Annotated in this window: 11 protein-coding genes; all 11 read right to left on the bottom strand. The window is 63.3% G+C overall.

Annotation, left to right across the window (positions count from 1 at the left end):
- A partial coding sequence (locus CAK78_RS10525; RefSeq protein ID WP_141214170.1) for an IS5 family transposase occupies nucleotides 1-436 on the bottom strand: 436 nt, incomplete at its 3' end.
- A 392-nt stretch (nucleotides 437-828) separates the two neighbouring features.
- Nucleotides 829-2,346, bottom strand: coding sequence for a sodium/proline symporter PutP (gene putP, locus CAK78_RS10520; protein ID WP_094697224.1), 1,518 nt, complete (start codon nucleotides 2,344-2,346; stop codon nucleotides 829-831).
- Between the two features lie 289 nt (nucleotides 2,347-2,635).
- A complete protein-coding gene (locus CAK78_RS10515) occupies nucleotides 2,636-3,562 on the bottom strand; it encodes a L,D-transpeptidase family protein (RefSeq protein ID WP_141214169.1) in 927 nt (308 codons plus the stop codon).
- 187 nt (nucleotides 3,563-3,749) lie between these two features.
- Nucleotides 3,750-4,991 (bottom strand): mechanosensitive ion channel family protein, encoded by a 1,242-nt coding sequence (locus CAK78_RS10510; protein WP_094697222.1) that lies wholly within the window; start codon nucleotides 4,989-4,991, stop codon nucleotides 3,750-3,752.
- A 121-nt stretch (nucleotides 4,992-5,112) separates the two neighbouring features.
- Entirely contained in the window at nucleotides 5,113-6,312 is a 1,200-nt protein-coding gene (locus CAK78_RS10505) for an acetate kinase (protein WP_094697221.1), read from the bottom strand.
- 174 nt (nucleotides 6,313-6,486) lie between these two features.
- On the bottom strand, nucleotides 6,487-6,957 hold the full coding sequence (locus CAK78_RS10500) for a YhcH/YjgK/YiaL family protein (RefSeq protein WP_005304798.1): 471 nt from the start codon (nucleotides 6,955-6,957) through the stop codon (nucleotides 6,487-6,489).
- Nucleotides 6,958-7,266: 309 nt separating this feature from the next.
- The gene (locus CAK78_RS10495; protein WP_094697220.1) at nucleotides 7,267-8,373 is read right to left on the bottom strand and encodes a 1-acyl-sn-glycerol-3-phosphate acyltransferase; all 1,107 of its coding nucleotides are present in this window, start codon (nucleotides 8,371-8,373) and stop codon (nucleotides 7,267-7,269) included.
- Between the two features lie 155 nt (nucleotides 8,374-8,528).
- Nucleotides 8,529-10,193, bottom strand: a complete 1,665-nt coding sequence (cueO, locus tag CAK78_RS10490) for a multicopper oxidase CueO (RefSeq protein ID WP_094697219.1) — start codon at nucleotides 10,191-10,193, stop codon at nucleotides 8,529-8,531.
- Between the two features lie 252 nt (nucleotides 10,194-10,445).
- Nucleotides 10,446-11,138: an aspartate/glutamate racemase family protein gene (locus tag CAK78_RS10485; protein WP_094697218.1), complete on the bottom strand. Its 693-nt coding sequence runs from the start codon at nucleotides 11,136-11,138 to the stop codon at nucleotides 10,446-10,448.
- A gap of 170 nt (nucleotides 11,139-11,308) precedes the next feature.
- A complete protein-coding gene (locus CAK78_RS10480) occupies nucleotides 11,309-11,899 on the bottom strand; it encodes a LysE family translocator (RefSeq protein ID WP_094697217.1) in 591 nt (196 codons plus the stop codon).
- A 124-nt stretch (nucleotides 11,900-12,023) separates the two neighbouring features.
- Nucleotides 12,024-12,620 (bottom strand): LysE family translocator, encoded by a 597-nt coding sequence (locus CAK78_RS10475; protein ID WP_094697216.1) that lies wholly within the window; start codon nucleotides 12,618-12,620, stop codon nucleotides 12,024-12,026.
- Nucleotides 12,621-12,658 lie beyond the last annotated feature (38 nt).

The raw sequence follows: 12,658 nt of genomic DNA, 5'->3' as shown, positions 1-12,658 counted from the left end.
TAGTGGCATCGACCAGCGTGCCTTGCTTCATCATGATGCCAGCGTCACAGAGCCACTGGTTGATGGCCTCGAATAGTTGGCGTGCCAGTTGGTGCTGCTCCAGCAGATGCCGGAAATTCATGATGGTAGTGCGGTCAGGGATAGCCTGGTCCAGGGAGAGTTTGGCAAACAGACGCATTGAGGCAATTTCGTAGAGTGCGTCCTCCATGGCGCCGTCGCTGAGGTTGTACCACTGCTGCATACAGTGAATGCGGAGCATGGTATCGAGTGGGTAGGGACGACGCCCGTTACCAGCTTTGGGATAGACGGGTTCGATGACCCCCAGCATCCTTGGCCATGGGAGCACAGCCTCCATGCGAGCCAAGAATATCTCTTTACGGGTTTTACGGCGTTTGCCATTGAACTCGCAGTCCGCGAAGGTGAGCTGGTGACTCATGCTGAACCTCATCCCTGATGCCAAGTGGGGTTCATGATCTCACATCAAGGACTTGTTCGCACTTTCCTTAACGTACTCATATCCAGTTTGTACCGAAGGGGCAGATCTAGTTATCACCTGACACCGTCCTCCAGCCAGGGGCTTGTTTCATTATCCATTACAACCAATAAAAGTTTGGCTCCACAACCATCAAGGATCATCACGCAAGCTACTTTTACTGGCAGCCCGCGCTGTTTGTGCAGCAGCTGCAGCGCTGGCTCGCCGCGCAAGGGTAGGCAGAGACCCTTGCCGACCGGCCTGCTCTGCACACAGCCGCGCCACAGACTATGCCTACCTGAGCGCCATAAAAAAGCCCCGCATCGCGGGGCTTTTTGTTATCTGCAATAGCCAACTCAGTTGACGGTTGCCGGCTGACCCAGCGCATCCGGCGGGGTCTGGAACTCGCGCTCGGCGTCGTCGAAGCGCTCCAGCATGGCCTTGGAGGGGGCCTTGTCCAGCAGGCTGAACACCACGATGGCGAGTCCGGAGAAGAGGAAGCCCGGGATGATCTCATAGAGCCCCAGCCAGCCGAACTGCTTCCAGACGATAACGGTCAGGGCGCCCACCAGCATGCCCGCCAGGGCGCCGTTGCGGGTCATCCGCGACCAGAGCACGGAGAGCAGCACCACGGGGCCGAAGGCGGCACCAAAGCCGGCCCAGGCGTAGCTCACCAGCCCCAGCACCCGGTTCTCCGGGTTCATGGCAACGCTGATGGCGATGAGCGCGATCACCAGCACCATGGCGCGGCCGACCCACACCAGCTCCTGCTGGGAAGCGTTCTTGCGCAGGAACGGCTTGTAGAGATCCTCGGTGATGGCGCTGGAGCAGACCAGCAGCTGGCAACTAAGGGTACTCATCACCGCCGCCAGGATGGCGGAGAGCAGCACGCCGGCGATCCAGGGGTTGAACAGGATCTTGGAGAGCTCGATGAAGACCCGCTCAGGGCTGGCCGTCACACCGCCAGCCTGCTCGGTGAAGGTGGAGAAGTAAGAGAGACCGAAGAAGCCGATGGCCACGGCGCCTCCCAGGCACAGCACCATCCAGGTCATGCTGATGCGACGGGCGTTGGTCATGGAGTGGTGGGAGTCCGCCGCCATGAAGCGCGCCAGGATGTGGGGCTGGCCGAAGTAGCCCAGGCCCCAGGCCATCAGCGAGATGATGGCGATAAAGTCCAGGTTCTTGAACATGTCGAGGTTGCCGGCGTTCTGCGCCGCCACCTGCACCATGGCGGTGTCGATGCCGCCCACCGCGATGATGACGAACACCGGGGTGAGGATCAGGGCGAAGATCATCAGGGTGGCCTGCACTGTGTCGGTCCAGCTCACCGCGAGGAAGCCGCCGAAGAAGGTGTAGGTGATGGTGGCCGCGGCACCGACCCAGAGGGCGGTGTCATAGCTCATGCCGAAGGTGCTCTCGAACAGGCGGGCACCGGCCACCACGCCGGAGGCGCAGTAGATGGTGAAGAACAGCAGGATCACCAGGGCGGAGAGAATGCGCAGCACCCGGCTCTTGTCTTCGAAGCGGTAGGTGAAGTAGTCCGGCAGGGTCAGGGCGTTGCAGTTCTTCTCGGTATGCACCCGCAGCCGGCCGGCGACCCAGCGCCAGTTGAGGTAGGCGCCCAGGGTCAGGCCGATGGCGATCCAGCTCTCGGAGATGCCGCCGATGAAGACGGCGCCCGGCAGGCCCATCAGGAGCCAGCCGCTCATGTCGGAGGCACCGGCGGAGAGAGCTGTCACCCAGCTCCCCATCCGGCGGCCGCCGAGGATGTAGTCGTCAAAGTTGCGGGTGGAGCGATAGGCGATAAAGCCGATCAGAACCATCCCGAGGATGTACACCAGAAAGGTGATGAGCATGGGGGTGCTGGCTGTCATTCAAAACTCCGTTATGTGACGTGTGTGCCCGTTCTGACGACGGACTCTTCCTTAAAAAAACCGCCCTAGCTTAATCAGCAGATCCCATGACCTCAACCTTTTTTAACAAACAGAAAACACAATATAAACGTTTCATCTTTAACCAACAGACCAGCTTTGCCCCGTTCCGCCAGATTTTATCCTGACGCAGCAACTGCTTATCCGCCGGGCACGAGCAGTGGCACAACCCCGCCACGGCGGCAAAAAAAAAGCCCCGACCAGAAGTCGGGGCCATGTCGGCAGGTGCCAATCAGCGATTGATCGCGATCGGCATGCCACTGCGCTGCTCCAGCGCCTGCTTGACCAGCTGGGAGTCGCTGTCGGCGTGGGCGATGAAGCGGGTCACCGCCGGGGTCATCGGCAGCGGCGCAGGCAGGCTGGAGTTGAACTCCTCCTGATTGCGGGAGAGCGGCTGATGCACTTCCAGGTAGCGGCGGCCATCCGGCTCGACACTGGCCTTGATGGGCTGGTTGACGAACTGGACGCGGGTACCGACCGGCACCTTCTTGAACAGGTACTCGATGTCGTCGTTGCGCAGGCGCACGCAGCCGTGGCTCACCCGCAGGCCGATGCCGAACTGGGCGTTGGTGCCGTGGATGGCGTACATCTTGCCGATGTAGAGCGCGAACAGCCCCATGGGGTTGTCCGGGCCGGCCGGCCATACTGCCGGCAGGGTCTCGCCACGGGCGGCATATTCGGCATGCATCTTGGCGGTCGGGGTCCAGGTCGGGCCCGCCTTCTTGCGCTGCACGCTGGTCACCCAGTTTTCTGGGGTGTCGGTACCGAGCTGGCCGATGCCGATGGGCAGCACTTCCACCACCTTCTTACCTTTCGGATAGTAGTAGAGGCGCATCTCGGCCACGTTCAGCACGATCCCTTCACGGGGCGCATCCGGCAGGATCAGCTGGTGCGGCACGATCAGCTTCTCGCCGGTCTGCAGCAGCAGGGGATCCGCCTTGGGGTTGGCCTCCAGCATGTTGGTCAGCCCCAGCTGGAATTTGGCGGCGGCGGCCTCCAGCGGCTGGCCGTTTTCTTCGGCCGGGACCACGTATTCCAGATTTTCACCCACCAGGCGGCTGTTGGCCGCAGGCAGGGCGTATTCAACAGCGAGCGCAGGCGCGGCGCTCAAGAGGAGGCTGCAGCACAGCGCGGCCGCAGTAGTGTGGAGGAGCTTCATAACTTTCCTGTAATGGATGACGTGGTTCAAGACTCTGGGCTGACCCGGGAGCGGCTGGCGCTCCGGGGGGCGAAGAGAAGGCCGCCATTTTTCTCCTCTGCCGGGCAAATTTCAACTGACAAGTGGCGGCGGGTCAGCGATTAATATCGCTTTTTTTATCCGCCGCCAGCCCTTGTCTGATGGTCGCTCACCCCTTTTGCCAGGCGCGCATATCGTAACCTGTGGGAGATTGGTGCAACCGCAGATGAAATTGCTCGATGATGGCAAAAATGTGGTCGAAAATGTCGGCCTGGATCCCTTCGTAATCGGTCCAGGCGGTGGTCGCCGTGAAGCAGTAGATCTCCAGCGGCAGGCCGTCCGTGGTCGGTGCCAGCTGTCGCACCATCAGGGTCATGTCCTTGCGAATGCCGGGGTGGGCGCGCAGGTAGGCATCCAGATAGGCGCGCAGGGTGCCGAGGTTGGTGAGGTGGCGGCCGTTGATGGGGCAACTGATGGCATCGCTCAGCTGCTGGTTGTAGGCGCTCAGCTCCTGCTCCTTGCGGCTCAGATAGGGCGCCAGCAATTGGGCCTGCTTGAGCTGCAACTGTTCGTCCGCCGTCAGGAAGCGCACGCTGGTCATGTCGATGTTGACGCTGCGCTTGATGCGCCGGCCACCCGACTCCGTCATCCCCTGCCAGTTCTTGAAGGAGTCGGAGATGAGGGCATAGGTGGGGATGGTGGTGATGGTCTTGTCCCAGTTCGACACCTTGACCGTGGTGAGACCGATGTCGGTCACCTCGCCATCCGCGCCGTACTTGTCCATCTGCAGCCAGTCACCGACGCTCAGCATGCGGTTGGCGGAGAGCTGGATGCCGGCCACCAGCCCCAGGATGGGGTCCTTGAACACCAGCATCAGCACCGCGGTCATGGCACCCAGGCCGCTGAACAGGAACAGCGGCGACTTGCCGAGCAGCAGGGCGATCATCAGGATGCCCACCAGGATGCTGCCCACCAGCTTCACCCCCTGGAAGATGCCGCGCAGGGGCAGATCCCGTCCGAGCCGGGTGTAGCGGCTCACCGACAACATGCAGTCGAGCAGGGCGAACAGCGCCAGCAGCAGGAACAGCAGGATCCAGAGCTGGGCCACCATCTCGATCAGTTGCAGGCTTTCGGAGTCGCGCGGCAGCCAGATCTCGGCCTGCCCCAGCAACACGGCCCCCTGCAGCACGAAGGCGAGCCGGTAGAACAGCCGCTGCTGCAGCTGGGGCGGCAGCCACACCTGCATGGTCTTGCCGAGCACGCCCACCAGCCGCACCAGCAGCACCCGATGCAGCAGCATGTGCAGCACCAGCGAGGTGAGCACGATGAAGCCGAGGGCGATCACCAGCCCCGTCATGCCGGTTACCTCCAGCCCGAGCCCGGCCAGCCAGCGAAAAATCGTCTCCTTCATCCCATCCTCCTGTGCGTGAAACTGCGGTCAGGGTACGTATCTGCCACCCCATGTCAAATGGGCACCGGCCCACAAACGACAACGCCCGGCAGGGGCCGGGCGTTGTCTGGGAGCGAGGGCGTCAGCCGACCAGGCTCAGGGCATCGCGGGCGATGACCAGCTCTTCGTTGGTGGGCATCACCAGCGCCAGGCGGCTGCCTTCGGCGGTGATGGGGCCCTCGCCGCCCAGCACGGCGGCGTTGTTGGCTTCCTTGTCGACCTTGAAGCCGAACAGGGCCAGACGCTCCAGCACCATCTCGCGCACCATGGCGGCGTTCTCACCGATACCACCGGTGAACACCAGGGCGTCCAGACGACCGTCCATGGCGGCGACATAGGCACCGACATACTTGGCCACCCGGTAGGTGAACACGTCCAGCGCACGCTTGGCACCGGCGTCGGTAGCGTAGTTGGAGGTGACGTAGCGGCAGTCGCTGCTCGCCTCTGTCATACCCAGCAGGCCGGACTCGCGGGTCAGGGTGTGGTTGATCTGCTCCACGCTGTAACCGAGCTGGTCGTGCATGAAGAAGACCACGGCGGGGTCGATGTCGCCGGAGCGGGTGCCCATCGCCAGCCCTTCCAGCGGGGTCAGGCCCATGGAGGTGTCGACGGATTCGCCGCCACGGATGGCGCAGACGGAGGCGCCGTTACCCAGGTGGCAGTTGATGATGTTGAGCTCATTGAGCGGCTTGCCCAGCGCCTTGGCGGTCTCTTCTGCAATGAAGCGGTGGGAGGTGCCATGGGCGCCGTAACGACGGATGCCGTTCTCTTTGTAGAGCTTGTAGGGCAGCGCGTAGAGGTAGGCTTCCTCTGGCAGGGTCTGGTGGAAGGCGGTGTCGAACACGGCCACGTTCTTCTCTGCCAGCGCCGGGAATACCTTGAGGGCGGCACGGATGCCGATGAGGTGCGCCGGGTTGTGCAGGGGAGCGAACGGAATGGCGGCCTCGATGCCGGCGATCACGCTGTCATCGATGCGAACGGAACGGGAGAACTGCTCGCCGCCGTGCACGATGCGATGGCCGATGGCCACCAGCTGCTCGGCCAGGGTCGGATCCTGCGGCAGGATGTGACCCACGATGTGGTCGAGGGCTTCCTGGTGCGCGGCACCCGCGCCCAGCATGGCCTCGCCCTTGACGCCGTGGAGTTTCCATTTGATACGTGCATCATCCAGATTGAAGCATTCGGCCAGGCCGGACAGCATGTCCTCACCTGTTTCGGCGTCCATTACGGCAAATTTCAGGGAAGAGCTACCGCAGTTAAGGATCAATACCAACTTGCTCATGTTCTACATCTTCCTGTGCTTCGGCTTTATGCCGACAGTGTCGTGTCATCCAACATGGATGGGATTCCCCTGCCGGGGGCTTATGGTCGCAGGAAAGTGCGCCCAATTTTTCAATATGTTAAGTGCAAATCCGGATGATTCCGGCCACTCGTCTCAGTCAGGCTGCGCCAGCGGTTACAGGCCGGCCAGCAGATCCCGGTGCACCTTAACCACCAGCTTCTTCACCTTGGCCGGCGGGTTGGGGGTGCAGAGGGGGCGATGCAGTTCTCCCGGCCAGAAGATGGCGAAGTCGCCGGGCTGCAACGCCAGATAACTGGTCTGTTCGTCATCGACGAACCAGAGATCGGGATGGGGGTGATCCGCCCCTTCGCTCGCGTAGGTGTGCGGGCCGACCCCGATCCACTCCTCGCCGGCGAGCAGCAGCTGGATGTCCAGGTACTGCTGATGGAACTCGCCACGGCGATCCGCCGCCGGCTCGGTCAGCTCCTCGCTCACCAGGCAGAACAGCTTGAGGCCGTCGACCTCCTGCTTGCCGAGCGGGGCATGCCGCCACCGGTCGACGCTTTGCACCACCTCGACCAGGATGCGGTCGAGCGGGGCGGGCAGCGGCGTACGCTGCAAGGTATTCAGACTGCCGGTGATCATGGCGCTTCCTTAGGTGTATTCAGGCGACATCTTAACCGCAAAATGAAAAAGGACCCGTTGAAGGTCCTTGTGTCACACCGTCTGCTATCCGTGCAGACCGGGATGGAGCCATGGCTCTCTCCGGCGTGGTGAGTGCACTGTTACACACTCATCCTCGGCTTGCCAAGCGGGGCAAGCGCGTTCGCCGGGTGATCGTACCAGCTGAAACAATATTATTCACTACTCCATTGCCGGCGACTTTGACCAGACGCAAAAACGGGAGCATCAGCTCCCGTTTTTTTCGCATCACCTGGTCAAAACCGGTGTCATTCAAGCCTTGGCGGCGTTCTCCACCGGTTTGGCGTACATGGCACGCCAGATAGCCTTGTGCTCTTCCGGTACCTCGGACTGACGGCTCAGGAAGGCGGCCTGCTCGATGGTATTGGCGTGGCCCGCCACATCCGCAGCCAGGTAGTTGCCCGGGAAGAGGCGGTAGTTGCCCCAGATCGCCTTGTCGATGAGCGCCGCCAGTTCGTCCGGATCGCTGAAGCCTTCGGTGATGGGGGCGCCGAAGGAGACGTGTACCCGCCCCTTCTGGCCGACGATGCCGGCGACTATGCTCTCGATGTCCTCGAACTCGCCCTTCTCGTAGCTGCCGTTGATGGACTTCTCGTACAGCTCGCGCGCCTTGGCCTTGTCGGTGGGATCCAGCTCATAGCTAATGCTGACCGGCACGATATTGAGGCTGCGCATGTAGTCGACGAACTCGATCTTCTGCTTCTTGCCGTCCACATAGAACATCTTGAGGATGGCCGGGTCGGTCTTGTCATCGCCGTTCTTGGCGCGCCCTTCCTTCTGGGCGATCCAGATGGAGTGGCCTTCGTGCACCGACTGGCCGATGTAGGCCGACAGCTCGCCGAGCGCCTTCATCATCTCCCGCGGCCCCTTGGCGGAGCGCTTGACGATGAAGCTCTTGTTGAGCTTCATCAGCTCGGTGGCGCAAGGCTTGCGCAGCAAGTTGTCGCCGATGGCGATGCGCACGGTATCGAAACCATGGGTGTGCAGACCCCAGTTGACGAACGCCGGATCCATGGCGATGTCCCTGTGGTTGGAGACGAACAGGTAGCCCTGCTCTTTTTTAAGATGCTCAAGCCCGGAGAAAGTCACCCCCTGGGTGGAGGTGGCGATCATCCGGGTCATGTAGCGGGTCACCCCCATCTGCACCTGATGGATGGTGGTGACCTTGGCCCACTTGTGGCGCAGGAACTGGCGGATCAGCGGGCGAATGGCCCAGCCCAGCCAGCTCATCAGGGAGCCGAAGCGATACTTGGCGATGGCACCGATGAATTCATCATCCCGGATCAGCCGTTCGATGGCTGCCGGTACTTCCTCATCGCGGTAGGGGCGAATGTCCGCGAATCTATCTACTTCAGTCACAATGTCAGCCTTGCGTGTAAGGAGTCGCGGCCGGCGTGCGCCGGCCGGAAAATTCAGGGCGCAATTTTACACGCTTTTATGCCGAGGGGTATGTGGCGCAGCCAGATAGTGAGATCTGACCAGTAAAAAAGATGGCCCCGAACGGGCCATTTTCTTTACTCTTCCACCGTGAACGAGAGCATCATGCCGGTGTCTTCGTGCTCCAGCAGATGACAGTGAGCCATGTAGGCCCGCTCCTTCGGCGCCGTGTGATCGAAGCGCACCAGCACCTCGCTACGCCCCCCCTCCACCTTGACCATGTCTTTCCAGCCGGCGCGATGAGGGGCCACCGGCTGACCGTTCTCGCTCAGGATCCGGAAGCGGGTGCCGTGAATATGGAAGGGGTGCAGCATCATGTCCCCCTCCCCCGAGATGATCCAGCGCTCGCTGCGGCCGCGCTTGACCGCAAACTGCGGGTCGTTCATGGCAAAGGCCCGGCCGTTGATACGGTTGCCGCCGTGCAGATCCAGTGGCTTGGCACTGCCTTTGTCCTCCTGCATCCCGGCCATGTCGCCGTGATCCATCCCTGCCATCGACATCCCGGCCATCCCGTCGCCTTGTCCGTCCATCTTCATCCCGGCCATGGCATCGCCCTGCCCGTCCATCTTCATGCCTACCATGGTGCCCGTATCGCCGTGATCCATGCTCATGCCCGCCATGGCGCCGTGGCCGTAGCGGCTCATCAGCGCCTGCATCCCCTGCCGGTCCAGCTCGGGATCCATCGACAGGGTCAGGGTGCGGCTCGGCAACTCTTGAGTGGCGGGCAGCGCAGGCAGCCGGGCCAGGCTGTCCGGCAGGCGCCCCTTGCCCTCGATGAGAGAGGGCCGGATCCGCAGCAGTGGCAGGGCCCCATCGAACGGCGCGAGGGTCATCCCCATCTGACGTACCGGCAGGGTGAGCAGGTCGAACGCCTGGCCGTTGCGGGCATCCACCATGACCTCGAAGCGCTCCCCCGGCAGCAGCGCCAGCTCGCTCAGCGCCACCGGCTCCGCCAGCAGGCCGCCATCGCTGCCGATCACATACAAGGGGCGGCCGTCACTGGTCGCCAGCGTGAGGGAGCGGGCATTGCAGCCGTTGAGCAGCCGCAACCGCAGCCAGCCGCGGGGGGCGTCGTGGGTCGGATAGACGGCGCCGTTGGTCAGCATCAGATCGCCGAACCAGCCGATCGCCGCGCTCATCACGTCCAGCTGATAATCCACCTGATCCCGCCCATCGAGCCGCTTGTCCTGCAGCACCAGCGGGATGTCGTCCACCCCCCAGCGCTGGGGCAGCGGCAGCCGCAGGCTCTCCTCGTCGTCGAGAATGAAGAGCCCGGCCAGCCCCATGGCCACCTGATGGCCGGTCTGTCCGTGGGTATGGGGGTGATACCAGCAGGTGGCCGCCGGCTGCTCGATGCGAAACGCCGCCTGCCACTCTTTACCGGAGGGGATGCTGGCCTGCGGGCCACCATCGGCGGTGCCCGGCACCTCCAGCCCGTGCCAATGTATCGTGGTGGTCTCCGCCAGCTGGTTGGCGACCCGGACTCGCACCGCCTGCCCCTGGCGGGCACGCAAAGTGGGGCCAAGCAGGTTGCCGTTGTAGCCCCAGCTGCGGGTCGGCTGGCGTCGCCACTGCATCTGGCCCGGCTGGGCCCTGAGCTGGAACACACCGCTGGCATCCGCCTCCAGCAGCGCAGGAATCGGCAGGGCTGGCCGCTCGGCGGCAACCGCCCGGCCCCACCAGGGCAGGGCACCGGCGACACCGACGGCAGTGGAGAGCTTGAGAAAATCGCGACGCTGCATGAGTCACTCCTCGTTGGCCAAAGCGGACCTTCAGCCTAAGCAGCAACCCTGCGGCAAGGTCAAGCCCTGCCGAGCCGGCGGCCGGACAGCTTCTGGCTTATCCGCTTGCCAACAGAACCATGGTCGTCAAACCAGCGCCAGGCTTACCGCCGCCTCGGCGTGGATAGCAGTGGTATCGTAGAGCGGTACCGTAGCGCCGGCATATTCCAACCCACTATCTGCCTCATCCGCTTGCCAGCAGAGCCATGGTCATCAAGCCAGCGCCAGGGTTACCGCCGCCTCGGCGTGGATCGCGGTGGTATCGTAGAGCGGCACCGCGGCCTCGGCGTCCCCCACCAGCAGGGCTATCTCGGTGCAGCCGAGGATCACCGCCTGGGCGCCCGCGTCGGCCAGCGCGGCGATGATGGCCAGATACTCGGCCCGCGATGCGTCGCGAATATCGCCAAGGCACAGCTCGTCATAGATGATGCGATGCACCCGCTCCCGCTGCGCCTCGCCGGGCACCAGCACCTCCAGCCCGAACTTCTCCTGCAGGCGCCCCTTGTAGAACTCCTGCTCCATGGTGAAGCGGGTGCCGAGCAGGCCGACCCTCTGGATCCCGTCCGCTTGCAGCTGACGTGCGGTGGCATCGGCGATATGGAGCAGCGGGATGTCGATGGCGGCCTCGATCTCCGGCGCCACCTTGTGCATGGTGTTGGTGCCGATCAGCAGAAAATCGGCGCCGCCGGCCTGGATGGCCCGCGCCTCGGCCGCCAGCAGGCGGGCGGTGGCGGGCCAGTCACCGATATGTTGCAACCGCTCTATCTCGGCGAAGTCGACGCTGCTCAGCAGCACCCGCGCCGAGTGCAGGCCGCCGAGCCGCTCGCGCACGCCCCGGTTGAGCGCCTGATAGTAGCTGACGGTGGACTCCCAGCTCATGCCACCCAGCAGACCGATACATTTCATGGGACCTCCTTCTGTGAACCGATCGTGTAAAACCATCATGCAAACCGATCGTGTGAATCAATCGTGCAAACCGAACAGAGGACGGCGCGCGTCATCGCACCGCCCCGTGAATAAAAAAGGCCCCGCAGGGCCAACAAGACAGCCGGTAAAGGCCCGGACGCAAGCCCGGACTAAATCCAGATCATCAGCACGCAGGCCGCCGTGGCGATCCCCATGCCGAGATTGAAACGACGCCAGCCTCTGGCGGTGCGAATGAGGCGGCGCACCTGAGCACCGAACAGCACCCAGAAGGCCCCGGTATAGAGGCCGGTAATAAAGAAGATGGCGAGCACCCAGATGGCGGAGGGCCAGTAGGCCTCCCCCGCCAGGGTGAAGCCGCTGATGGCGGAGAGCGCCATCATCCACGCCTTGGGGTTGAGCAGCTGCAGCATGGCCCCCTGATGGGCCGGGATCAGCGGCCGATTGCCCTCGGCCGGGTCGCTGGCGGTCGCCACCTTCCAGGCCAGCCAGAGCAGGTAGGCCGAGCCGATGAGCTTGAGCCCGTCGTGCAGCAGCGGCACCTGTTCGAACATCACCCCCAGCCCCAGCGCCGTGGCCAGGATCATCAGGTTTATTCCCCCCACCACCCCCACCAGCAGGGGCACGCTGCGGCGAAAGCCCTGGGCCGCACCGGCGCTGGTGAGCAGCATGTTGTTGGGGCCCGGCGTGCCGCAGGTGATGAGGGCAAAGCCCGCCAGGGGAAGCAACCAGTTCAGATCCATCTCAACCTCTTGATGATGCAGGGCGCCGACTCGGCGACAAGCCTTCTAATATGCAGAGCCGGTGCCCGTCAGACAAGGTCGCAAATGCACTTTCTTCGCATCTTTATGCGGCCTCTGACGGCGCTCAGTACCAGAGCATCACCACGCAGAGGGCGGTCAGCGCCCCCAGGCTGCCGTTGAGCCGGCGCCAGCCCCGATCCGTGCTGATCCAGTTGCTGAGCTGATGGCCGAACAGCACCCAGACTAAGCAGACCGGCAGCGCCACCAGCACGAACATGGCCATCACCGCGAACTGGCTCGGCCAGTAGCTGGCACCGGGCAGGCTGAACAGACTGATGGCGGAGATCCCCATCATCCAGGCCTTGGGGTTGAGGAACTGAAAGCCCAGCCCCTCCAGCAGGGTCAACGGACGGGCGCGCCGGGCCGGGTCACCGGGAGCGCCGGCCACCGCGATGCGCCATGCCAGCCACAGCAGATAAAGGCTGCCGAAGATCTGCAAGCCGAGACGCAGCAGCGGCCAGCGCTCGAACAGGGGGTAGAGCCCCAGCGCCAGCACCATCTGCAGCACCGGCTGGCCCACCGCCACCCCGATCAGATGGGGCAGGGTGCGGCGCACCCCGAAGTTGGCGCCGGAGGCGGTCAGAATGAGGTTGTTGGGGCCCGGCGTGCCACAGGTGAGCACCGCAAAGCCAAACAGGGTGGCATACCATTCGATCGTCATCTTTGTACTCCTGAACTGCGCACATTGTATCGATACAA

It is taken from the genome of Aeromonas sp. A35_P (genome assembly GCF_002259925.1).
Taxonomy (GTDB): domain Bacteria; phylum Pseudomonadota; class Gammaproteobacteria; order Enterobacterales; family Aeromonadaceae; genus Aeromonas; species Aeromonas dhakensis.
Note: the sequence above shows the minus strand (reverse complement) of the source record. Positions and strands in the feature narration are given on the sequence as shown.

Bases quoted from the DNA above. Each gene is read 5' to 3' on its own strand.
- CAK78_RS10475 (WP_094697216.1), bottom strand. From the start codon at position 12,620: ATGACGATCGAATGGTATGCCACCCTGTTTGGCTTTGCGGTGCTCACC.
- CAK78_RS10500 (WP_005304798.1), bottom strand. From the start codon at position 6,957: ATGATCACCGGCAGTCTGAATACCTTGCAGCGTACGCCGCTGCCCGCC.
- CAK78_RS10515 (WP_141214169.1), bottom strand. From the start codon at position 3,562: ATGAAGCTCCTCCACACTACTGCGGCCGCGCTGTGCTGCAGCCTCCTC.
- CAK78_RS10505 (WP_094697221.1), bottom strand. From the start codon at position 6,312: ATGAGCAAGTTGGTATTGATCCTTAACTGCGGTAGCTCTTCCCTGAAA.
- putP (WP_094697224.1), bottom strand. From the start codon at position 2,346: ATGACAGCCAGCACCCCCATGCTCATCACCTTTCTGGTGTACATCCTC.
- cueO (WP_094697219.1), bottom strand. From the start codon at position 10,193: ATGCAGCGTCGCGATTTTCTCAAGCTCTCCACTGCCGTCGGTGTCGCC.
- CAK78_RS10480 (WP_094697217.1), bottom strand. From the start codon at position 11,899: ATGGATCTGAACTGGTTGCTTCCCCTGGCGGGCTTTGCCCTCATCACC.
- CAK78_RS10510 (WP_094697222.1), bottom strand. From the start codon at position 4,991: ATGAAGGAGACGATTTTTCGCTGGCTGGCCGGGCTCGGGCTGGAGGTA.
- CAK78_RS10485 (WP_094697218.1), bottom strand. From the start codon at position 11,138: ATGAAATGTATCGGTCTGCTGGGTGGCATGAGCTGGGAGTCCACCGTC.